General features: G+C 70.3%; 23 protein-coding genes. 13 read left to right on the top strand and 10 right to left on the bottom strand.

Translation table 11 applies throughout. The features are described 5' to 3' along the window. Positions 1-21: 21 nt before the first annotated feature. The 8 genes from AB0I81_RS58805 to coaA form a co-directional block, all read right to left on the bottom strand. Positions 22-489: a hypothetical protein gene (locus AB0I81_RS58805; protein ID WP_360678202.1), complete on the bottom strand. Its 468-nt coding sequence runs from the start codon at positions 487-489 to the stop codon at positions 22-24. After that, a complete protein-coding gene (locus AB0I81_RS58800; RefSeq protein WP_360678200.1) occupies positions 486-1,754 on the bottom strand; it encodes an AAA family ATPase in 1,269 nt (422 codons plus the stop codon). Before AB0I81_RS58800 ends, AB0I81_RS58805 begins: the two co-directional genes overlap by 4 nt. A gap of 21 nt (positions 1,755-1,775) precedes the next feature. Next, on the bottom strand, positions 1,776-2,492 hold the full coding sequence (locus tag AB0I81_RS58795) for an ABC transporter permease subunit (RefSeq protein ID WP_360678198.1): 717 nt from the start codon (positions 2,490-2,492) through the stop codon (positions 1,776-1,778). 1 nt (position 2,493) lies between these two features. Further along, the gene (locus AB0I81_RS58790; protein ID WP_360678196.1) at positions 2,494-3,408 is read right to left on the bottom strand and encodes an ABC transporter ATP-binding protein; all 915 of its coding nucleotides are present in this window, start codon (positions 3,406-3,408) and stop codon (positions 2,494-2,496) included. Next, a complete protein-coding gene (locus tag AB0I81_RS58785; protein WP_360678194.1) occupies positions 3,405-4,265 on the bottom strand; it encodes an ABC transporter permease in 861 nt (286 codons plus the stop codon). Before AB0I81_RS58785 ends, AB0I81_RS58790 begins: the two co-directional genes overlap by 4 nt. Then, a complete protein-coding gene (locus AB0I81_RS58780) occupies positions 4,258-5,169 on the bottom strand; it encodes an ABC transporter ATP-binding protein (protein WP_360678192.1) in 912 nt (303 codons plus the stop codon). The genes AB0I81_RS58785 and AB0I81_RS58780 overlap by 8 nt, the downstream gene beginning before the upstream one ends. Before the next feature lie 40 nt (positions 5,170-5,209). Further along, entirely contained in the window at positions 5,210-6,136 is a 927-nt protein-coding gene (locus AB0I81_RS58775; protein WP_360678190.1) for a DUF389 domain-containing protein, read from the bottom strand. A 229-nt stretch (positions 6,137-6,365) separates the two neighbouring features. Then, positions 6,366-7,271 carry a type I pantothenate kinase gene (coaA, locus tag AB0I81_RS58770; RefSeq protein ID WP_360678272.1) on the bottom strand — a complete coding sequence of 302 codons (906 nt, stop codon included), beginning with the start codon at positions 7,269-7,271 and terminating at the stop codon, positions 6,366-6,368. Positions 7,272-7,455: 184 nt separating this feature from the next. Between coaA and AB0I81_RS58765 the strand changes: the two genes are divergently transcribed. From AB0I81_RS58765 to tsaD, 12 genes are all read left to right on the top strand, one after another. Next, entirely contained in the window at positions 7,456-8,853 is a 1,398-nt protein-coding gene (locus AB0I81_RS58765) for an alkaline phosphatase PhoX (RefSeq protein WP_360678188.1), read from the top strand. Between the two features lie 13 nt (positions 8,854-8,866). Further along, a complete protein-coding gene (locus AB0I81_RS58760) occupies positions 8,867-9,217 on the top strand; it encodes a holo-ACP synthase (protein WP_360678186.1) in 351 nt (116 codons plus the stop codon). Between the two features lie 57 nt (positions 9,218-9,274). Then, on the top strand, positions 9,275-10,726 hold the full coding sequence (locus AB0I81_RS58755; protein WP_360678270.1) for an NAD(P)H-hydrate dehydratase: 1,452 nt from the start codon (positions 9,275-9,277) through the stop codon (positions 10,724-10,726). A gap of 57 nt (positions 10,727-10,783) precedes the next feature. Further along, the gene (alr, locus tag AB0I81_RS58750) at positions 10,784-11,944 is read left to right on the top strand and encodes an alanine racemase (protein ID WP_360678184.1); all 1,161 of its coding nucleotides are present in this window, start codon (positions 10,784-10,786) and stop codon (positions 11,942-11,944) included. Between the two features lie 19 nt (positions 11,945-11,963). Beyond that, positions 11,964-13,013 (top strand): alpha/beta hydrolase, encoded by a 1,050-nt coding sequence (locus AB0I81_RS58745; protein WP_360678182.1) that lies wholly within the window; start codon positions 11,964-11,966, stop codon positions 13,011-13,013. A 23-nt stretch (positions 13,014-13,036) separates the two neighbouring features. After that, positions 13,037-13,471 carry a tRNA (adenosine(37)-N6)-threonylcarbamoyltransferase complex ATPase subunit type 1 TsaE gene (gene tsaE / locus AB0I81_RS58740; protein WP_360678268.1) on the top strand — a complete coding sequence of 145 codons (435 nt, stop codon included), beginning with the start codon at positions 13,037-13,039 and terminating at the stop codon, positions 13,469-13,471. A gap of 168 nt (positions 13,472-13,639) precedes the next feature. Beyond that, positions 13,640-14,326 carry a hypothetical protein gene (locus tag AB0I81_RS58735; protein ID WP_360678180.1) on the top strand — a complete coding sequence of 229 codons (687 nt, stop codon included), beginning with the start codon at positions 13,640-13,642 and terminating at the stop codon, positions 14,324-14,326. A gap of 4 nt (positions 14,327-14,330) precedes the next feature. Beyond that, positions 14,331-14,873 (top strand): class F sortase, encoded by a 543-nt coding sequence (locus AB0I81_RS58730; protein WP_360678178.1) that lies wholly within the window; start codon positions 14,331-14,333, stop codon positions 14,871-14,873. Between the two features lie 209 nt (positions 14,874-15,082). Further along, a complete protein-coding gene (locus AB0I81_RS58725) occupies positions 15,083-15,358 on the top strand; it encodes a hypothetical protein (RefSeq protein WP_360678177.1) in 276 nt (91 codons plus the stop codon). A 27-nt stretch (positions 15,359-15,385) separates the two neighbouring features. Next, positions 15,386-16,033 carry a tRNA (adenosine(37)-N6)-threonylcarbamoyltransferase complex dimerization subunit type 1 TsaB gene (gene tsaB / locus AB0I81_RS58720; protein ID WP_360678175.1) on the top strand — a complete coding sequence of 216 codons (648 nt, stop codon included), beginning with the start codon at positions 15,386-15,388 and terminating at the stop codon, positions 16,031-16,033. 11 nt (positions 16,034-16,044) lie between these two features. Then, positions 16,045-16,476 carry a ribosomal protein S18-alanine N-acetyltransferase gene (rimI, locus tag AB0I81_RS58715; protein WP_360678266.1) on the top strand — a complete coding sequence of 144 codons (432 nt, stop codon included), beginning with the start codon at positions 16,045-16,047 and terminating at the stop codon, positions 16,474-16,476. Beyond that, positions 16,469-17,500, top strand: coding sequence for a tRNA (adenosine(37)-N6)-threonylcarbamoyltransferase complex transferase subunit TsaD (gene tsaD, locus AB0I81_RS58710; RefSeq protein ID WP_360678173.1), 1,032 nt, complete (start codon positions 16,469-16,471; stop codon positions 17,498-17,500). Before rimI ends, tsaD begins: the two co-directional genes overlap by 8 nt. Before the next feature lie 54 nt (positions 17,501-17,554). Here the strand turns inward: tsaD and AB0I81_RS58705 are convergent, their stop codons facing one another. Both AB0I81_RS58705 and AB0I81_RS58700 read right to left on the bottom strand, forming a co-directional pair. Further along, on the bottom strand, positions 17,555-19,594 hold the full coding sequence (locus tag AB0I81_RS58705; protein WP_360678171.1) for a hypothetical protein: 2,040 nt from the start codon (positions 19,592-19,594) through the stop codon (positions 17,555-17,557). Positions 19,595-19,790: 196 nt separating this feature from the next. Then, positions 19,791-21,020 carry a methyltransferase domain-containing protein gene (locus AB0I81_RS58700; RefSeq protein WP_360678169.1) on the bottom strand — a complete coding sequence of 410 codons (1,230 nt, stop codon included), beginning with the start codon at positions 21,018-21,020 and terminating at the stop codon, positions 19,791-19,793. Positions 21,021-21,403: 383 nt separating this feature from the next. Here AB0I81_RS58700 and groES point away from each other — a divergent pair, with 383 nt between their 5' ends. Then, a complete protein-coding gene (gene groES, locus AB0I81_RS58695) occupies positions 21,404-21,718 on the top strand; it encodes a co-chaperone GroES (protein ID WP_197093639.1) in 315 nt (104 codons plus the stop codon). The last annotated feature ends 28 nt before the right edge of the window (positions 21,719-21,746 follow it).

Genomic DNA, 21,746 nt, shown 5'->3' with positions numbered 1-21,746 from the left:
CGGTGCCGTACCCGACCTTTGTCACGAGTGGGACCTGAGCTGGTCGTCCAGGGTCCAGATGGCCACTTCCACGCCTGTCACGCGGCTGCGGTAGAGCTCGCGTTCGGCGAGGATGCACAGGTCGCCCAGGCCGAGCTTGCTCATGACGTGGTCAGACAGCGGGACGCCGGTGCCCGCGCCGTCGATGAGCGAGCGCAGGAAGCCCGCTCCCCATTCGACCGTGTGCAGGACCCACGGGGCTCGGCCGTCGATCACCATCTCCAGCAGTTGCGACAGCTTCTCGGCGTAGAGGCGGCGGAGCCGGCCGTCGGGGAGTTGGGCGATGTGGTTGCCGGTCTCGATCACCGTTGTGACCGGGAGGATGAGCTGGCAGCCGCGTTTGTGCTCGGTGAGGTCACGGGCGACGGCCGCGCGGTTCTGGTTCTTGCCGGGGACGTCGAGCAGGTTGCACAGGATGGTGGTGTCGACGAACTCGACTCTGCGGCTCACTGCTGCCCGAGGCCCATCAGGCGGTCGAACTCCGTGTGGTCGAGTTCGGGTGTGCGGCGTTCGAGTTTGCCCGCGGTGACGACGGCGCCGAGATCTCCTTGGGCCATCAGGCTGGGGTAGCCCTCGATGTCCGGAAGATTCGTCAGGTGGGACAGGCCGGTGGCGCGGTCTCTGGTGCTGACGATGACGTTGGCGTGGTCCTCGGGGGCCAGGGCGGACAGGAGCGCCGGACTGTGCGTCGTGAAGATCACCTGAGCGCCGGTCGTCGCCTTGACCAGGTCGAGGAGCTGAGAGGCTTGCGAGGGGTGCAGGCCGTTCTCCAGTTCTTCGATGACCAGCGTTGGGGACGTCGAGTCGGCCGAGCTCAGGTCAAGGTTCTCGCCCTCATGGAGCAGGGTGGTGGCGATGGCCATGTAGCGGAGCAGGCCGTCGCTCATCTCGCGGGCGGGAGTCGATGACGTGCCTTCCTGGAGGGCGAGCATCACGTCGCCGAGGGTGGAGCTGACGAGGTCGATGGTGGAGATCTCGTGTTCGACGAGTGCCTGAGTGTGCCACACCAACTCGTCGAAGCTCTCCGGCGCGGACTGTCGCATGTGATGGATCACAGCGGATAGGTTCTCTGCGGTTCTGCGCAGGCGGATGTCACGGCCTGGCACGTATTGCCGCATCAGATGGGGCACCGGATCGAGGTGGAACACGCGGCGCAACGCATTCAGCAGATCGTCCGCTGCGGGCTTGGCATGACGGGGAAGCATGCTCGCCGACACGCTGAAGCGCAGGCGAGGGATCATGAGGCTGGAGAGGGGGAGATCGCTCCAGCGGGCGTGGGTCCGATCAAAGAGGCTGGTTGGTGATCCCAGCTTCGGCTGGTCCGAGGTGCCGCGCCAGCCTGACATCGTCTCGCGGATGACGTCTGGGTCCGGCCCGAGACGGATCGTGAGGTCGAGATCCACTGCGGTGTAGCCGTCCTCGGTCGCCCGATCGGGGTTGAGGACCGTGCAGCCCAGCGTGAACACCTCGCTGCCGTGTGGGGGGCAGCCCTCTATCCCGCCGCGCAACGGCCCCTCATCGCCGCGCCTGCTGTCGAGGGCGTCGACGATATGGCCGCCCTCGGCGAGCCGTGACAGCACCTCCAGCGCGTCGAGGGCGTTGGACTTGCCGCTGCTGTTTCTGCCGATGAGCACGGTCATGTCGCCCATCGGCAGTACAGCGTTCCTGAAGGTCTTGAACTCCGTCAGCCGCAGCTCTGTCAGGCGCGCAGGCATGGCCCCAACACTACAGGTGATCTACTCGTCGCCCGTGAGGGAGAACGCGCGGAGTCGCTGGCCGGCCCACAGGACCGCGGCGACGGTGATGAGGAGCAGGGCCGGGATGGCGACGCCCAGGGCTACCTCAGCCTTGAAGAAGGGTGAAGTGGTGAACTGGTCGGCTATTGACTGGCCCCAGTGCTGGATGGAGAACTTGCGGGCGCCCGGGATGAGGTTGCCCACCAGGCTCTCCCAGACCAGGGCGTAGATGATGCCGATCGTGACCGCGTGCCTGGTGACGATGCCCAGGAGGAGGAAGACGGCCGCGTAGGCGATGCCGGCGACCAGGGTGCCCAGGGCGAAGCCGGCCGCGATGCCGTCCTCGTTGCGGATCAGGAGCCAGCCGGCCGCGTACGTCGGCACGGCCGCGAACAGGGCCAGCAGCGAGGCCGCCACCAGGAACTTCGTCTGGACGATGACCGGGCGGGAGATCGGCTTGGACATCAGGTGGATGATGGTGCCGTCGTCGATCTCCGGGGCGATGACGCCGGTGCCCGCGATCAGGCCGAGCAGCGGCAACATGGTGCCGATGGCGAAGTTCTGCAGCAGCAGCACGGCCGAGCGCTGGTCGGCGCCGCCGAAGACGCGGAACAGCACGGCCAGGCCGATCAGGGCGAGCGGCAGCAGCAGGAGCAGGATGATCCGCCGGCGGCCCAGCAGAGCGCGGTAGGTGATGCCCGCAACCACGGTGTTCATGTCAGGTGCTCCGGTTGATCAGGTAGGAGAAGACGCTCTCCAGGTCCTCGTCCGCCGGGGAGACCTGGTGCAGGCGTACGCCCTCGGCCCGGGCGACCCGGGGCAGGAGGCGGGCGAACCGGCGGAACTCGCTGGCCTGGACCTCCAGGCCGTCGGGGCGCAGCGTGATGCCGCCGGTCGAGGCGTCGCGGACGAGGGCGGCGGCGAGTTTCCTGTCGTCGCTGGAGCGGATCATGAACAGGTGGGGCCTGTCCGTCATCAGCCGCCTGATCTCGCGGAAGTTGCCCGACGCCGCGTGCCGGCCCGCCACCAGGACCTCGATGTGCTGGGCGACCCGTTCGACCTCCTCCAGGATGTGGGAGCTGAACAGGATCGTCTTGCCGGCCGTGCCCATGGCGCGGATCAGGTCCATGAGGTGCATGCGCTGGCGGGGGTCCATGCCGTTGAACGGCTCGTCCAGCAGGAGCACGGGCGGGTCGTGGACGAGGGCCGCGGCTACCTTGACGCGCTGGCGCATGCCCTTGGAGTACGTCTCCACGCGCCGGTCCTTGGGCTCCTCCATCTCCACCGTGGCCAGCGCCTTGCGGGCGGCCTCGACGGGGTCGGGCAGGCCGTGGAGGCGGGCGGCGGACAGGACGAACTGCCAGCCGGTGAGGAAGCCATACACACCCTCCCGCTCCGGAACTAGGCCGATATTTCGGTAAATGTGGTGGTTCTTCCAGACCTTGGCGCCGTCCAGCGAGACCGTGCCGCCCGAAGGGGACAGGAAGCCGGCCATCATGTGCAGGAGCGTCGACTTGCCCGCGCCGTTCGGGCCGAGCAGCCCGGTGACCCCGGGGCCGATGGTCATCGTCACGTCGTTGACGGCCACCACGTTGCCGTACCAGCGTGACACCTGCGAGAGCTCGACCTTCATCGCGCGGCCGCCTTCCGGTAACGCAGAGCGAGAGCGAACAGGCCGGCGATGAGCAGCACCAGCAGGACCGCGACCGAGGCGACGCCGCCCGGATAGGCGCCGTCCTCGATGGAGTGCGGCGGGGTGCCGAAGAGTGCGCTCTGTACGGAGTCGACCAGCCAGAACGGGTTCACCAGCCAGGCATAGGAGGCCGCGACCTCGTTGCCGGAGGAGTACAGGGTGCCGTAGAGGATCGGGACCGCGGCCGACGACAGTAGGTACACCGTGATCACCGAGGCCACGCCGAGCCCGCGCCGCGGCGTGAACGAGGCCAGCGCCAGCCCGAAGACCGCCAGCAGCAGCGCCAGCACCAGCGCCATGGCCATCGCGCCCAGGTACTCGCCGGTGGCCGGCGGCCCCGCCATGTCCACCACCAGCTCACCCAGGTACATCAGCGTGATCGGCACCGCGATGAGCGCGAACACCGCCACGGTCATCGCCACGACCTTGGCGCCGACGTACTCGATGATCGAGACGGGACGCGAGAGGTAGAGCGGCAGCACGCGGTAGCGCAGGTCGGGCGCGACCACCGTGGGGGACTGCGCGGCCAGGAAGATCGCCACCACGGCCTGCATGACGACCGCGTACCCGCTGTAGGCGATGCCGCGCTGGTTGATCAGGGCCATCATGGCGATGCCCACGACGGCGGGCAGGATCATGATGGCGGCCAGCGAGAAGGGCACGATCTTGCTGCGGGCGGGTCGGCCGAGGCCGAAGATGCCGCGCAGGCTGTGCACGGCCAGGGCCCGGGTCGAGTGCCAGCGGCCGAGGCGTACGCCGTCATAGTGGCGGTAGCCGATGTCGTAGATCTCAGACATGTGCGCCGACCTCATCCCTGAAGACGTCCTCGATGCGGTGGCGTCCCTGCTCCAGGCGGATGAGGCACAGGTCCAGCTCGGCGGTGGTGTCGCGGATCGCGTCGTACGTCTCGGGCCCCAGCACCTTGACCACCAGCATGCGCCCCTGCCGCGAGACGGTCTGCCCGCCGCCGGACAGCCGGGCCGCCAGCTCGTCGAGGCCCTCGTCGACCTCCACCGTCACGGTCTGCGTGGCCTGGGTGAACTCGCCGATCGCCGAGGAGCGCAGCAGCCGCCCGGCGTCGATGACGATCACGTGGTCGCAGATGCGTTCCAGCTCGCCGAGCAGGTGGGAGGTGACCAGCACGCTGATGCCGAACTCGGTGCCGATGCGCCTGATCAGCGTCAGCATCTCGTCGCGGCCGCGCGGGTCGAGGCCGTTCGTGGGCTCGTCGAGGAAGATCAGTTTGGGGTCGTGGACGAGCGCCTGGGCCAGCTTGACCCGCTGCTTCATGCCGGTCGAGTAACCCCCGACGGGCCGATAGCGCTCTTCGGCCAGGCCGACGTGGCGCAGGACGTCGGCGGCGCGCTCGCGGGCGGCGGTGCGCGGCAGGCCGGACATCCGCGCGAGGTGCACGACCAGTTCGGTGGCGGAGACGTCGGGGGGCAGGCATTCGTGCTCGGGCATGTATCCGACGAGCCGCCGGATTTGGGCGCCCTGCTCGGTGACGTCCAGATCGAGCACCCGTGCGGCGCCGCCGGAAGGCGGCAGAAGGCCGAGCAGGATCTTGATCAGCGTCGACTTGCCGGCGCCGTTCGCCCCCACCAGGCCGGTGACGCCCGGGCCCACGGAGACCGTGAGCTGGTCGACCGCGGTGACGGTGGGGAAACGTTTGGTCAGCCCCTCGGTTGCGAGGATGTGCATGTGCCGGACACTACCGGGGCGAACCTGGCCATGGCCTCGGTCATACGGATGAACGCCGTCCTACTTGAGGCCAGAATCTGCGCTGGATCCAGAGGGTGACGGTGCCGGCGATCACCATTCCCAGGATGTTGACGGCGAGCTGGGAGACCGAGCCCGCGACCTCGTTCCAGTCGCTCAGCGACAGGGCGACGGCCGCGTAACCGGCCGCGGGGACCGTGGTGACCGAGATGAAGACGCCGACCAGGGCCGAGGACTTGCCGGCCGTCACCGACAACACCCCGGCCGCGCCCGCCAGCAGCGCCACGATGAACGACCAGCGGTCGGGCTTGACGATGAACTGGACCTCCTCGTTCTCCCGGAGGTTGCTCATGTCGAACCAGCCCAGCCACTGGGAGACGAACGCGCAGGCGAAGGTGATCGCGATCGCCACCAGGAACCCGATGACCAGCGTGCGCAGCGCCGTCGCCACCAGGTGCCACCTGACGTTCAGCAGGCCGAAGCAGACGGCCGCGACCGCGCCGAACTCCGGCCCGAGCACCATCGCGCCGACGATCAGAATGGGCGAGTTCTGCAGCACGCCGATCCCCGCGAGCTGGGTGGCGATGGCGAAGAAGGCCAGGTACGCCCAGGTCACCCGCGAGTCGGTGGAGACCTTCTGCGCGAGTTCCTCCCAGATGACCGCGTCGTCGGGATCGCCCGGAGCCTCCTCGATCGCGTCTTCCGCGGCCTTCGACAGCGAAAGATCGACCTGCTCGGCGGCGATGGAGCCCTCTGTCTCCAGCCACTTGAGCCGGCCCAGCACCTCGTTGGCCGACTCCCTGGCCGCGTCGCAGAAGACCAGGTCGCCCCGCGGCTCGCGGGCCGCGCCCGGCAGGACGACGATGTTGGTGACGCCGGGGCAGTCCTCCAGCACCGCCGTCGCCTCTTCGGTGCGCGCGGCCGGGATGATCAGTCGCAGATGTAGCACGGGCCCATTGTTGTCGATCTAACCTTGATGATGTGTTGATAGGGATACGCGAAGCTTCCTCGCATGATCTGGTTCACGTGCCACGACCACGGTGAGGAGTGCTGGTTCGCCGACGTCGACGACCAGGAGTGCGCCGGCAGGTTCGCCCGCTACCTGTTCGAGGAGGCGTTCGGGTCCGACGCGTTCGGGTCCGACGCGTTCGGGTCTGACTCGTTCGGGTCTGACTCGTTCAGGTCTGACGGAGACGCACCCGCCGTACGGAGTGGTCGACGCCCTTCTTGAGTACGAGATCCGCCCGGCCCCTGGTGGGGGCGATGTTCTCGATGAGGTTGCGCTCGTTGATGTCGCGCCAGACGTTACGGGCGAACTCCGTGGCCTCCTCGTAGGAGAGCTGCTCCGCGATGTGCCGGAAATACGACTTCGGGTCCTCGAAGGCGGTCCGGCGGAGCTTGTGGAAACGTTCGACGTACCAGGTGCGGATGTCCTCGACCTTGGCGTCCACGTAGATGGAGAAGTCGAAGTAGTCGTTGACGGCGAGGGACGTGGGCGGGGCCGGTTGCAGGACGTTGAGTCCTTCGATGATCAAAATGTCGGGGTTCCGCACGGACTGGGTGGCGCCGGGGACGATGTCGTACTCAAGGTGGCTGTAGACGGGCGCGTGCACCTCCGCCCCGCCCGCCTTCACCTCCGCCACGAACCTGACCAGCGCGCGCCGGTCATAGCTCTCGGGGAAGCCCTTGCGATGCATGATCCCCTTGGACTCCAGCACCGCGTTGGGGTAGAGGAAGCTGTCGGTGGTGATCAGCTCCACGTTCGGGTGCTCGGGCCAGCGGGCCAGGAGGGTGTGCAGCAGGCGCGCGGTGGTCGACTTGCCGACCGCGACGCTGCCCGCGATGCCCAGGATGTAGGGGACGCGCTGCCCAGGGTGGCCGAGGAACGCGCTCAGCACGCTGCTGCGCTGCTTGGACCCGGTGAAGTGCAGGTTGAGCAGCCGGGTCAACGGAAGGTAGATGTCGGTCACTTCGGTCAGATCGATGGGATCTTCGACGCCGCGTAGCTCTTCCAGCTCGTCTGCGGTGAGAGTCAAGGGCGTGTTCTTGCGGAGTTCGCTCCACCGCTCCCTGCTCAGTTCCACGTAGCCGTTGTTCACCTTGGCAGCGTAGCGACGGGGGACGAACCGGATACCCGCGGGTCGGTCCACAGCCTGTGGATAAAAACGTGGGATTACCGAGAGCCCAGATGGGGAATGACTGCAGGTCTTGGCAAATCAGCTATGGAGGGGTACGCCGGCGGCTACTGTCCGGACGGGAGGTAGTTCCGTGGACCGTCGTCGCTTCATCGTGGCCGGCATCGCAGGGCCCTTCGCCGGGGTCGCGTGCGCCGGAGCCAAGGGAGGGGCCAAACCCGTGCGCGGGTACGGGCCGCTGCGTCCCGTACGCGATCTGCGCGACGGAAAGGTGCGCCTGCACCTGCCCGACGGCTTCAAGTACCGCTCCTTCAGCCTGGCGGGCGAGAAGTTCAGCGACGGCAGCACCGTGCCGGGCAGGCACGACGGCATGGCCGCCTTCTCCGGGCCCAAGGGCAGCGCCGTCCTGATCCGCAACCACGAGGTCACCGGCCCCGTGGGCGCGTTCGGCGACAAGGACAGGGCCTACGACCCGGCGGCCGGCGGCGGCACCTCGACGTTGCAGGTCACCCGCCACGGCGAGGTGGTCAAGAGCGTGCCCTCACTGAACGGCACCATGACCAACTGCTCGGGCGGCCCCATGGTCTGGCGGGCCTGGGTGAGCTGCGAGGAGACGGTCAACGGCCCCGACGTGGCCGACGACCACACCGGCGCCGACAACTCCAAGCTCACCAGGAAGCACGGCTACATCTTCGAGGTGCCCGTCGGCCGCGCCGCCACCGCCAGGCCGATCAAGGCGGCCGGGCGCTTCCCGCACGAGTCGGCCGCCTTCGACCCCTCATCGGGCGCCATCTACCTGACCGAGGACAACTTCTCCTTTCCGTCGGGCTTCTACCGCTACCTGCCGCCCAAACACCCGGTCCTGGCCGGCCGGCTGCTCGACGGCGGCCGGCTGCAGATGCTCGCCGTCGGCGACGAGGAACGCAAGGACCTGTCGGCCGGGCAGCGGCGCGGGGCCGCGTACGGGACCGTCTGGGTGGACATCGACGACCCCGACCCGCGCTTCACCGGCAGGCCGTCCTACGACGAGGCCTCCCAGGCCGTGGGCAGGCAGGGCAGGAAGAAGGGCGCGGCGATCTTCTCCCGGCTGGAGGGGGCGGTGCACCACCAGGGCACGGTGTACTTCGTCTCCACCCAGGGCGGCGCCACCGCGCCCGGCGACCGCAAGCCCGACGGGTTCGGCGACGGGCGGGGGCAGGTGTGGGCGTACGAGACGTGGAGCGGCCGGCTCAGGCTCGTCTACGAGTCCCCGCGCTCGTCGGTGCTCGACCTGCCCGACAACGTGACGGCCAGCAGGCGCGGCACGCTGGTGTTGTGCGAGGACGGCGACGGCGACAACTTCCTGCGCGGCATCACCAAGGCGGGGGAACTGTTCGACTTCTGCCGCCTGCAGCCGATCGCCGGCGACGCGGGGGCGGAGTTCGCGGGCTCCACCTTCGGGCCCGGCGGGCACACCCTCTACGTCAACGTCCAGGCCGCGCGGGGCATGTCCATCGCCATCTGGGGTCCATGGGAGCGCGGGCCGTTCTAAGTAGGCTGGGGCGATGATCCTGGGTATCGGCGTGGACGTCGTGGACATCGCCCGCTTCGAGACCGCGCTGGAGCGTACGCCGAGGCTGCGGGACCGGCTGTTCACCGAGGACGAGAAGGGGCTGCCGGTGCGGTCCCTGGCCGCCAGGTTCGCCGCCAAGGAGGCCGTGGCCAAGGCGCTCGGCTCACCCAGGGGGCTCGGGCACCTGGAGGCCGAGGTGTGCCGTGGCGAGCTGGGCAGGCCCGAGCTGCGGGTCACGGGCAAGGTGGCCGAGGTCGCCTACGGGCTCGGCGTCAAGCGCTGGCACATCTCACTCAGCCACGACGCGGGCGTGGCCGTGGCCTATGTGATCGCTGAGGGATAGCTTCGGATCATGCGTGCGACGGCATATGGCGACCTGGGCGCCGAACGGAGTGAGGCCATGAACACCGCTTTCACTGCCGACCAGATCCGTGGTGCCGAGCACGCGCTCATGGCGCTGCTGCCGGAGGGGACGCTGATGCAGCGCGCCGCCGTCGGCCTCGCCGCCGTCTGCGCCGACCTGCTGGGACGCGTGTACGGCAAGCGCGTGGTGCTGCTCGTCGGCAGCGGCGACAACGGCGGCGACGCCCTGTACGCGGGCGAGCGGCTGGCCAGGCGCGGAGCCCGGGTGGGCGCGGTGCTCGCCGGGTCCAGGACGCACGAGGCGGGCCTGCGGGCGCTGCGCCGGGCCGGCGGGCGGGTCGTCGAGGCGTCCGAGATCGAGCGGGCCGGCCTGATCATCGACGGGCTCGTCGGGATCGGGGCCACCGGGGCGTTGCGTGAGCCGTACGCGCGGCTGGCCGAGCAGGCGAACGCCGCCCGGGGCGCGGTCGTGGCCGTGGACGTGCCGAGCGGGGTGGACGCGAGCAGCGGGCAGGTCGAGGGGGCCGCCGTACGGGCCGGGGTCACCGTGACGATGGGGGCGTACAAGACGGGGTTGCTGGTCGATCCCGGCGCGTCCGCCGCGGGGAAGGTCGTGCTGGTGGACATCGGGCTGGGGCCGCACCTGCCCGATCCCGACGTCGCCGCGCTCACCGGCGGCGACGTGGGCCGTCTGCTGCCGCGTCCCGGGGAGGAGTCGGACAAGTACCGCAGGGGTGTGCTGGGCGTCGCGGCGGGCAGCGACCTGTTCACCGGCGCCGCCGTGCTGGCCGTCGGCGGCGCGCTGCGCGGCGGCGCGGGCATGGTCAGGTACGCCGGACGCGAGGCCCCGGTCGCCCAGGTGCGCTCGCACTGGCCGGAGGCCGTGGTCACGCTGCTGGCGGAGCCCTCGATCGAGCAGGTGGGCCGGGTGCAGGCCTGGGTGCTCGGGCCGGGCCTGGGCACCGACGACTGGGCGCACGAGCTGGCGGCCAGGGTGCTCGCCTCCGACGTGCCCGTGCTGATCGACGCCGACGGGCTGACGCTGGTCGCCAGTGACCGGGCGTTGCTGCGGCGCAGCGCGCCGGTCCTCATCACGCCGCACGCCGGTGAGCTGGCCAGGCTCATCCGGGCGGACCGCGCCGACATCGAGGCGGCCAGGCTGGAGCACGTCCGCGCGGCCGCGGCGGAGCTGGGCGTGACCGTGCTGCTCAAGGGCTCGACCACGGTGGTGGCCGAGGGCGTTCGGCCGGTGCGGGTCAACGCGACAGGCACGCCCTGGCTGGCCACGGGTGGTACGGGCGACGTGTTGTCCGGGCTGGCGGGCGCGCTGCTCGCCGGTGGGCTGAGCTGCTACGACGCCGCCTCGTGCGCCGCCTACCTGCACGGGGAGGCGGGGCGGCTGGCCGCCGACGGCGCACCCCTGACGGCCGCCGACGTCGCCACGGCCGTCCCGGCCGCCGTCCGCGCCGTGACGAACGCTTCCCGGTGATCCCATGACGGGTGGAAATCGCGCTCGACCACGCGCGGGAGCTGCCACACTGGAAGGATGTACTCCTCAGTGGCCACTCCCGCCGAGGCGCGTGTCGACCTGGCGGCCATCAGGCACAACGTGGCCCTGCTCAAGGAGCGGGCCGGCGGCGCGGAGCTCATGGGAGCGGTCAAGGCCGACGCCTACGGTCACGGATTGTTGCCCACGTCAGAGGCGGTGTTGGAGGGTGGGGCCGGCCGGCTCGGCACCGCGTTCGTCCGCGAGGCCCTGGAGCTGCGGGCCGGCGGCGTCACCGCGCCGATCCTGGCCTGGCTGATCACCCCGGGCGAGCCGCTCGACGAGGCGCTGACCGCCGGCATCGAGCTGTCGGCCGCCGACGTGCGGCTGCTCGACGAGATCGCCGACGCCGCCCGGCGCACCGGGCGTACCGCGCGCATGCACCTTGAGGCCGACACCGGCATGAGCAGGGGCGGCTCGCCGCTCGCCGCCTGGCCCGAACTGCTGGCCAGGGCGCTGGAGCTGCGCGCGGAAGGCGTCATCGAGATCGCCGGGCTCTGGTCCCATCTCGCCTGCGCCGACATCCCGGGGCATCCGTCGGTCGGGCAGCAGATCGAGGCGTACGAGGCGGCGCTGAAGCTGGCCGACCAGGCCGGCGCGGCAGGCTCCGAGGTGATCAGGCACATCGCCAACTCGGCGGCCATCGTGACGCTCCCGGAGGCCCGCTACGACCTGGTCAGGCCCGGCATCGCGATGTACGGCCTGAGTCCCGTCCCCGAGCTGGGCGACTTCGGCCTCAGGCAGGCCATGACGCTGGTCGCCAGGATCGCTCTGGCCAAGCGCGTCACCCAGGGATCCGGGGTGTCCTACGGGCACCTTTACACCACGGAGCACGAGACCACGCTTGGCCTCGTTCCTCTCGGGTACGCGGACGGCGTACTCCGGCACGCGACGGGGCGGGCCGAAGTACTGGCGGGCGGACGCCGCAGGCGCATCGCGGGCCGGGTGTGCATGGACCAGTTCATGATCGACATGGGCGACGACCCGCTCTCGGCGGGCGACGAGGTGGTGCTGTTCGGGCCGGGCGACGGGGGCGAGCCGACCGCTCAGGAGTGGGCGGATACCCTCGGCACGATCACGCATGAGATCGTGACGAGGATCGGTTCGCGTGTGCCGCGAGTTCACCGGAACGTGACGAAGGGCACTTCGCGGCGGCGATGAGCGGAGAAGGATCGGGTACATGACGACGACAACACGGCGCAGGGTGGGGATCGCCGGCGCGCTCGTCGGTGCGGCTTCCGCCGGCGTCGCGGCGGTGGCACTGGCCAAGCGTTACGCGGTCGGCCAGATCAGGCTGCGCCCCGACACCGAGGCGAGCGAGCCGTTCGGTGAGCTGCGGGGCAGGGAGCGCACACTCGTCACCTCCGACGGCTATGCCCTGCATGTGGAGATCGACGGCCCCGAGGACGCGCCGCTGACCGTCGTGCTCTGCCACGGTTACTGTCTCAACCTGGAGTCGTGGCACTACCAGCGCAAGGACCTGCGCGAGAACTACCGGGTCGTGCTCTGGGACCAGCGCTCGCACGGGCGTTCGCAGCGCGCCGGCGCCGAGGACTGCACGATCGACCGGCTGGGCGACGACCTGGCCGAGGTGATCGAGAAGTTCGTGCCGGGGCCGTGCGTGCTGGTGGGCCACTCCATGGGCGGCATGACGATCATGGCGCTGGCCGACCGCCGTCCCGAGTTGTTCGGTGAGAAGATCCGCGCGGCGGCGCTCATCGCGACCTCGGCGGGCAAGCTGGCCGAGCTGACCCTGGGCCTGCCCGCGATGTTCTCCAAGATCGTGCACAAGGTGACCCCCGGCACGGTGTCGATACTGGGCAAGCGGGGCGCGCTGGTCGACAGGACCCGCCACGCGGGCAGCGACATCGCCTTCCTGATCACCCGCCTGTTCGGTTTCGGCGACTCCAAGAACATCAGCCCCACCGTGGTCGACTTCGCCGAGTCGATGATCAGGGCGACGCCGACCGAGGTGGTCGCCAACTTCTATCCGGCGCTGATGAACCACGACAAGCTCTCCGCCCTGCACGTGCTGGACCCGGTGCCCACCGCGATCCTGGTCGGCGACCGCGACTGGCTGACCCCGCCCGACCACAGCAAGGCCATCGCCGCCGCGCTGCCCAAGGCCCAGTTCACCGAGGTGCCCGACACCTCCCACCTGATCCAGCTCGAACGTCCCGGCATCGTCAACGACGCGCTGCGCGACCTGCTGAAGAGGGTGGAACGCTAGTGCGGCTGCCCACCTCCGACGACATGCGGGCCTACGGCGCCCGCCTGGCCGCCCACCTGCGCCCCGGCGACCTGCTGGTCCTGTCGGGCCCGCTCGGCGCGGGCAAGACCACGCTGGTGCAGGGCATCGCCGAGGGCCTCAAGGTACGCGGCCCGATCACCTCGCCCACGTTCGTGATCGCCAGGGTGCACCCCTCGCTGCGGCAGGGCCCGCCGCTCGTGCACGTGGACGCCTACCGCCTGGGCGGCGACCTGGAGGTGGACGACCTCGACCTGGACGCCTCGCTGGAGGATTCGGTCACCGTCGTCGAGTGGGGCGAGGGACTGGTCGAAGGGCTGGCCGAGGACCGGCTGGAGATCCACATCGACCGCGAGGCCGGCGACGAGGCCCGCGTTGTGACACTGCGAGGCGTGGGCTCCAGGTGGGCCGACACGCCGTCTGATCCGCTACAAGACTGAAACCCCGGTAAAACACCGGTATGCCTGGCACCCTGGACACACCAGGCCGGGGATCGAAATCATGATCGTTGGTCAGGGATTCGCCTAGAATTTCTGGGTATCAGGACGAGCAGGCCCACCAATTTTGGTGGATGCTGGGGTGCAAGACGGCGGAGTGGGGTGCGGCCGGTGCTCAGGGTCAGGCGAGTCGTGTGCGCGGGAGCCATCGTCATGGTCGGTGTGACCGGCTGTTCGGCTTCGGCGGGCGCCGATCCAACAGCCACCCCAACGGTCTCGACCCCCGCCCCGACGGCCACCGCCACGACCACCACGACCGAGACCAGCACCCCGAGGACGACCACCACCAGGCCGACCATCATGGTCCAGCTCAATCCCGACCGCGTCACCGCCGGCGAGACCTCCAGGGTGTTCGTGCTGGCCAACTGCCCCGTTCCGACCGGTGGCCCGCGCCACGAAGGCACCGCCACGTCCAGGGCGTTCGTCAACGGCGTCAGGCTCAACCCGGTTCCCGCGGCCTCGGTCACCCCCACGGGCAACGTCACCGCCCCCGCCGGCTCGCCGTGGGTGCGCGGCGAGGCGCAGGTCTCGGGAACGATCCGACGCGACAGCTACCGGGTGGACGTCAAGTGCGACGGCACCAACGACATGGGCAGGGCCACGCTCAGGGTCGTGGCGGCCGAGCCCGAGCCGACCAGGACCGTGCCCACCAGGGCGCCGAGGGCCGGTGGCGGCGGCACGTACGCGCAGGACGCCTCCGACGACTCCTCGATCCCGTTCGGCCCGGCCGGCGTGCTGATCGCGCTGGCCCTCGCCGCGGGCATCGGCTTCGCGGTCAAGCGGCGCAACCGGGCATAACGCCGTGGCCCGCCCAGGACGGGTGGTGCTCGCCGGCGCCGTCACCGGCATTCTGCTGTTCGCCTTCGGCAAGGGCATGCAGACCAACAGCACCGCCCCCGCAGCCAAGAACGTCGTGCCCAAGAGCATCGACATCCCCTCGATCGACGTGGACGCGTCGCTGATGAAGCTCGGGCTGCTGAAGAACGGCGAGGTCGAGCTGCCGCCGTACGAGAAACCGAAGGTGGCCGGCTGGTACACCGGCAGCGCGGTGCCCGGCGAGAAGGGCGCCTCGGTGATCATCGGTCACGTCGACACCAAGACCGCCCCCGCCGTGTTCTACAAGCTCAAACAGTTACGCAAGGGCGAGAGCGTCAAGGTCGAGCGCAGCGACGGCAAGGTCGTGGAGTTCAAGGTGGACTCCATCGAGCAGGTGCACAAGGACAGCTTCCCCACCGACCGGGTGTACATCGAAGACGGGTTGAAGCTGGTGACCTGCGGCGGCAAGTTCGACTACGCTGCCGGCGAATACCTCGACAACGTCATCGTGTACGCCTCGCCGGTCTGAGAGCCCCATGAGCGAAACCGCCGCCCCGCCCGCCGCCGGTGTCCGCCTGCCGTGGGCGCGGGTGCATCCGGGGGCGCGCGCGGCCGTCGAGGAGTTCCTCGGCGGGCCCGTGGCCGAGGCGGTCACCCAGCCGGGCGGCTTCTCCCCGGCCGCGGCCGTGCGGCTGCGTACGACGGGTGGCAGGCGCGCCGACAACATTCTGCTGAGCGATGAACGTGGACTGGCCTTGGGCCTGCCGCGGTGCGGCCTGGTACGACCGGGTGGCGATGTTGCCGTCCGTCGGCATGCAGGGCGGGCCGTCGCCGCAGGAGCTGTTCACCGACCCTGATCCGGCCGTTACCGTGGTGGTCGCCGCCATTGCCGGCTACTTCGCCTGGCAGTGCCGGCAGCCCGATCCGCCGGGGCTGCCCACGGTCAGGGCCTTCCAGCGGGCGCAGGGCGTGGTGGCGCTCGACTGGCTCAAGCTGCGTACGGGATGGGCGTGACCGCTACGGCGGGTAGGCTAAACAGTCGTGCTGGTCCTGGCCTTTGATACCGCGACGCCCGCCGTCACCGCCGCGCTCCACGACGGGCAGCGCGTGCTCGCCGAGTCGACGACGATCGACGCCCGGCGGCACGGAGAGCTGCTCGTGCCCACCATCGAGCTCGTGCTGAAACAGGCGGGCGCGGCGCTGCGCGAGGTGTCGGCCATCGTGGCCGGCAGCGGTCCCGGTCCCTACACCGGGCTGCGCGTGGGGCTGATGACCGCGCAGGGGCTCGCCACGTCGCTGGGCGTGCCCGCGTACGGCATCTGCACGCTCGACGCCGTCGCCTACGGCAGCGGACGCACCGAGCCCTTCATCGCGGCCACCGACGCGCGGCGCAAAGAGGTGTTCTGGGCCCGCTACACCGACCTGCGCACCCGGCTCGACGGCCCCTTCGTGGACCGGCCCGCCGACGTGCCCGTGGAAGGGCTGCCGGTCGTGGGCGCGGGCGCCGAGCTCTACGCCGACCTGCTGGGCGACGGCGGCGACGCGCCCGCCTACCCCTACGCGGGCGCCCTGGCGGCCCTGGCGGCCGAGCGGCTGGCCGAGGGCATCCCGCTCGACCCGCCGCGGCCGATCTACCTGCGCAGGCCCGATGCGGCGGTGCCGGGCGCGCCCAAGAGGGTGACGGCGTGAAGCTGCGCACGATGACCGAGGCCGACCTGCCGGCGGTCATGGCGATCGAGCGGGCCACGTTCCCGCTCGACGCGTGGAGCGAGGGCATGATGCGCGGCGAACTGGCCGACATGCCCCGCACGCGCCACTACGTGGTGGTCCTGGTGGACGACGAGATCGTGGCCTACGCGGGCCTGGCCGCCGCGGCCGACCAGGCCGACGTGCAGACCATCGCGGTGCTGGAGAAGTACCAGGGCACCGGCCTGGGCAGCGCGATGCTGACCGAGCTGCTGGCCGAGGCGCGGCGCAGGGGCGCGCGGGAGATCTTCCTGGAGGTACGCGCCGACAATCCGCGTGCGCAGGCGGTCTACCGGCATTTCGGGTTCGAGGACATCGGCACCCGCCGCCGCTACTACGACGACGGCACCGACGCGATCATGATGAAGAGGAAGCTGGATGGCTGACGAACCCCTGGTCCTGGGCATCGAGACGTCCTGCGACGAGACCGGCATCGGCATCGTCAGAGGTCACACGCTGCTGGCCAACACGATCGCCTCCAGCATGGAAGAGCACGCCAGGTACGGCGGCGTGGTGCCCGAGGTCGCCTCGCGCGCCCACCTGGAGGCCATGACGCCCACCGTGGAGGCCGCGCTGGCCGAGGCCGGGCTCAAGTTCGCCGACATCGACGCCATCGCCGTGACGGCCGGTCCAGGGCTGGCGGGGGCGCTGCTGGTGGGCGTGGCCGCGGCCAAGTCGTACTCGCTCGGGCTCGGCGTGCCGCTCTACGGCGTCAACCACCTCGCCGCCCACGTCGCGGTGGACCAGCTCGAACACGGGCCGCTGCCCAAGCCGTGCATCGCCATGCTGGTCTCCGGCGGGCACTCCTCGCTGCTGCTCGTGCCCGACGTGGCCGCGGACGTGATCTCGCTCGGCTCCACCGTGGACGACGCGGCGGGGGAGGCGTTCGACAAGGTCGCCCGCGTGCTGGGCCTGCCGTTCCCCGGTGGTCCGTACATCGACAGGGCCGCCCGCGACGGCTCGGGCGCCGCCATCGCCTTCCCGCGCGGCAAACTCGACGACGGGACCCTCGACTTCTCCTTCTCCGGGCTCAAGACGGCCGTGGCGCGCTGGGTGGAGGCCCGTCAGGCGTCGGGCGAGTCCATCCACGTGCCCGACGTGGCCGCGTCCTTCCAGGAGGCCGTGGTGGACGTGCTGACCCGCAAGGCGCTGCAGGCGTGCAGGAAGTACGACGTGCACGACCTGCTGATCGGCGGTGGGGTGGCGGCCAACTCCCGGCTGCGGGCGCTGGCCCAGGAGCGGTGCGAGGCGGCCGGCGTACGGCTGCGCGTGCCCAGGCCGGGGTTGTGCACCGACAACGGCGCCATGGTCGCCGCGCTGGGCTCCGACCTGGTCGCGGCCGGCATCACGCCCTCGACGCTGGCCATCCCCGCCGACTCCTCGCTACCGATCACGACCGTGCACGTCTGAGCTTCCCTCTCGGAGGCGGCTCTTAGGCGGTGTGCACGGCCGTGAGGCGCTTTGTCAGTCCTTGCCCCGGGTCGGGCGCAGGAGGGCCTCGGCCAGGGCCAGCATGGTCTCCTCCAGCGCGCTCAGGCGCGTGGCCAGGTCATCGGTCGCCGGCTGGACGATGCCGGACAGCGTACCGGCCATCTCATCGCCGTCGGGCCGGGACCTGACCAGCTCGGTGAGCGCGTCCGTGGCGGCGGCCAGGCGGTCGGCCTGCGCCTGCGAGGCGGTGGCCAGCCGTTCGGCCTGGGCTTCGGTGGCGGCGGCCAGGCGCTCGGCCTGCTCGCCCGTGTGCGCCTGGATCAGCTCGGGGATGGCCAGGGTGGCGGGAAGCTGGGTCACGCGCTCGTTGACGGCCTCGATGCGGTCGTCGACCGACTCCAGGTGCTCGCCTGCCTGCTCGGCGCGGGCGGCCAGGCCGTTCAGGTGGGTGTCTAGGCCGTGGAAGCGGGTGTCCAGGCCGCCGAAGTGGCCGTCGACGGTGTCGAAGCGGCTGCTCATATGCTCTTCGGCCTCGACCAGCCGCTCGTCGATGGCGTCCATCTGGTTGTCGAGCTTGTTGAAGCGGCCCTCGTTGCGGGTGGCGATCTCGTTGACGTGCTGGTCGCCGGCGGCCATGCGCTCGTCGAGCGAGGCGAAACGCGCGTCGATGCGTACGTCGAGGGCGTCGAAGCGGTCGTCGTGCCGGCCGAGATGCCCGTCGAGGGTGCCCAGCCGCTTGTCCACCCCGCCGATCTGGCCGTCCATGGAGACGAGCCGCTTGTCCACGCCGCTCATCCTGCCGTCGAGCCCGTCGAGCCTGGTGTCGATGTCGGACAGGCACTCCTCGGAGGACTCCAGCCGCCCGTCGAACCCGGTGAGCTTGGAGTCCAGGCCCGAGAGCGTGCCTTCGGCCCGGTCGAGGCGGGCGTCCACGCCGGTGAGCCGGGCCGTCAGGCGCTGCTCGCTCTCGCCGAGCTGTACGGCCAGGTGCTGGTCGGCCTCGTCGAGCCGGATGGTCAGGCGCTGCTCGATGCCGGACAGGCGGCCGGTGAGCTGCTCGTCGGCGTCCTTGAGGCGGGTGACGAGCCGCTCGTCGGCCTCCAGGAGCGCCGTGGCCAGGCGCTGGTCGGTCTCGTCGAGCCGGATGCTCAGCCGCTCGTCGGTCCGGTTCAGGCGCTGCGTGAGCTGCTCGTCGGCCAGGTCGAGGCGGGCGTTCAGGTGTTCGTCGGTCTGGTCCAGGCGCTGCGTGAGCTGCTCGTCGCTCTGCTCCAGGCGGGTCGTCAGCTGCCCGTGGGTCTCACCGAGCCGGGTGGTGAGCCGCCGGTCGGTCTCGTCGAGCTTCGTGGACAGGTGCTCTTCGGTCTCGTCGAGCCTGGTGGCGAAGCGCCGTTCGGCGGTCTCGACCTTGGCGGAGAGCTGCTCGGACGCGCCCGCCAGACGCTCGGTGACGCTCTCCGACAGGTCGGTGACGACGACCTCGACCCTGTCTGTACGTCCGGCCAGCTCCGCCATCGACTTGTCGAGCCGGGTGAAGCGGCTGGCCGCGGCCTCCATGCTGGAGTTGAGGCTGGCCAGCATGGTCGCGAAGTCGGACATGCCCTTGTTGATGCCGTCGGTGCTGTCGAGCACCGTCTGCAGCCGGTTGAGCGCCTCGTCCACGCTTTCGCCGACGGTGCCCAGGTCGGCCCACAGGCTCGGCAACTCCGAGACTGGGGCCACCCGGGTGTCGACGTGGTTCACCCGCTCGCCGACGGCGTCCACGTGGTCGCGTACGGCCTCCACGTGCTGCGCCAGGCCCTCGGCCCACATCGGCGGCTTGGCGGTGATCTCGTCGAGCCGCCCGCTGACCGATTCGAGCGTGCCGCTGAGACCGCCCAGCTCCCGCTCGCGCACCTCGCGCAGCAGCCACTCCATGCCTTCGAGCCGCTGGCGGATCTCGTCGAGCACGGCGCCCTGGGTGCGTTGCTCGTACACGTGGTCCTGGGCGGCACGCGCGAGCAGGTCGCGCATCCTCTTGGGGACGGCGTCCTGAGTGCCTGCCTGAAGAACGGCTGTGTGGTTGGAATGATCCACCGAAAGCTCCTTCGCTCGCCGACGGTCTGCCGCGCAGCGGTGGGATAGGTCCGGTTTATTGGGTGCAAGACGGAGAACGCGGCTAACCGCAATGGGAGGAAGAACTCCCGGCCGCCCACCTTAGTCTTTCGATCATGGTCCGTGAGGGCTGAATTGAAAGATCGTGGTTAACGCACCGATGGCCGGATTCGGAGGTTCAGCCAGGTGAGAGGGGCTTGCAGATGAGAACGGAGGGTTTGTCGGCGATCCTGGTCAGGACGATGACGGCCGTATTGGCGCCTTTCAGCCGCAAATCGGAACGAAGGCGTTCGATGTCGATGGCGGAGCCGCGCTTTTTGATGGTGACATTGCCGACTTGCCGCTCGCGGAGGGCTGCCCGGAGTTTTTTCAGGGAAAAGGGAAAAATGTCCTCCACTTCGTATCTGGACGCCCATGGGGTGTCCACCGCGTCGTCGGCCGCGATGTAGGCGATCATCGGGTCGGGCAGCCGGCCGCCGACCAACTCGGCCACCTCCCCGACGAGGTGCGCGCGGATCGCGGCGCCGTCCGGCTCGTAGAGGTAGCGGCCGGGAGGCCCGGCCGGGGCCTGGACGCCGGTGGCGGTCAGCGTGTGCCCGCCGGGCAGCAGGGTGGCCCGCCTGCCGCCGCCCCCGCCCGTCCACAGCGTGGCCTCCTTGACCTCGCCCCTGTACGAGATCCACTCGGCCTGCGCACCCTCGGGGATGAACTCGTACGGGATGCCGGGGGCGACCTTGAGACAGGCCAGCCGGGCCCGCGCGAGCAGGTCGAGCACCACGGGCCAGGGCGGGGAGTAGGCCATGGGGTCGAACGTCCTGCCCCGGCCGGTCCGCCTGGCCGGGTCGGCGAACAACACGTCGTACTCCTCGGGCCTGACCTGCGCCGCGTCCGCCACGGCCACGCTCACCCGGTCGGCGAGGCCGAGCGCCTCCGCGTTGGCCCTGGCCACGGCCACGGTCAGGGGGTCGGTGTCCACGGCGGCCACGGTGCAGCCCGCACGGGCCAGCGCGATGAGGTCACCACCGATGCCACAACAGGCGTCCACCACGCGCGGTGCGGGCCGGTCGTGTGGTGCGGGCAAGCCGCGTTGCCTGGGCTCGCCGGGTCGGTCGGGGGCCTGGAGGAGGTCGATCACGCGGCGGGCGCGGTGTTCGGCCACCTCCGTCCTCGTGGACTGTTCCAGGCCGTGCGGTGTGAAGTACATCAACCCGGCGTCCTCGCCGAACTTGGCCCTGGCCCGCGCCCTGAGCCCGGCCTGGGTGAGCGCGGCGGAGGTGAGCGCGGCGTCGTACGTACCGCGCATGGTGGTGGCGGCGGCGACCGGATCGGCGCCCGTCAGTTCCTCGGCCTCGGCGAGCGCGCGCCTGCCGCGCGGGGTCAGCAACTCGGTGAAGGCGTCGAGATCCACGTCACCCGACGTTAGCGCCACACCCGACCGGCGGGAACGTCCGGGCGGCGCGGTGCCGGGCCTTCGGGCGGCGCGGCGCCGGGCCTTCGGGCGGCGCGGCGCCGGGCCTTCGGGCGGTGCGGCGCCGTACTTTCGAGCGGCGCGGTGCCGACCGGAGATGTACGCGCACGTGGAAGACTGGGTGGTGTCGGCGCGGTGCGAAGAGTGTCTGATCGCTCTCAGCGGAGGCGTTCGTGTTGACTGTCAAGCCCCTCTTGCATATGTTTCCTGTTGGCACTCTCCCCTTGAGAGTGCCAACGTGCGACGAGGCAGGTCTGACACCCGCGACGGCAGGCCCAGCTGGTCGCCTCTTCTAGATCATTCAAATCTGAAGGGGAGGTCCGATCGTGACGACCGCCACCAAGGTTCCCGTTAAGCCGCTCGGCGACCGCATTGTGGTTCAGCCGCTTGAGGCCGAGCAGACCACCGCTTCCGGCCTGGTCATCCCGGACACCGCCAAGGAGAAGCCGCAAGAGGGCAAGGTCCTCGCGGTGGGCCCCGGCAACTGGGATGAGGACGGCGACAAGCGGATTCCGCTCGACGTCTCTGAGGGCGACATCGTCCTCTACAGCAAGTACGGCGGCACTGAGGTCAAGTACGGCGGCGAGGAGTACCTCGTGCTCTCCGCCCGCGACGTTCTCGCGATCATCGAGAAGTAAGCCGGTGTGTCGAGCCCCGGGCGCTCTT

Origin of the sequence: Nonomuraea sp. NPDC050404 (assembly GCF_040655495.1) — a bacterium.
Classification (GTDB): domain Bacteria; phylum Actinomycetota; class Actinomycetes; order Streptosporangiales; family Streptosporangiaceae; genus Nonomuraea.
This window is presented reverse-complemented; position numbering and strand designations above follow the sequence as displayed.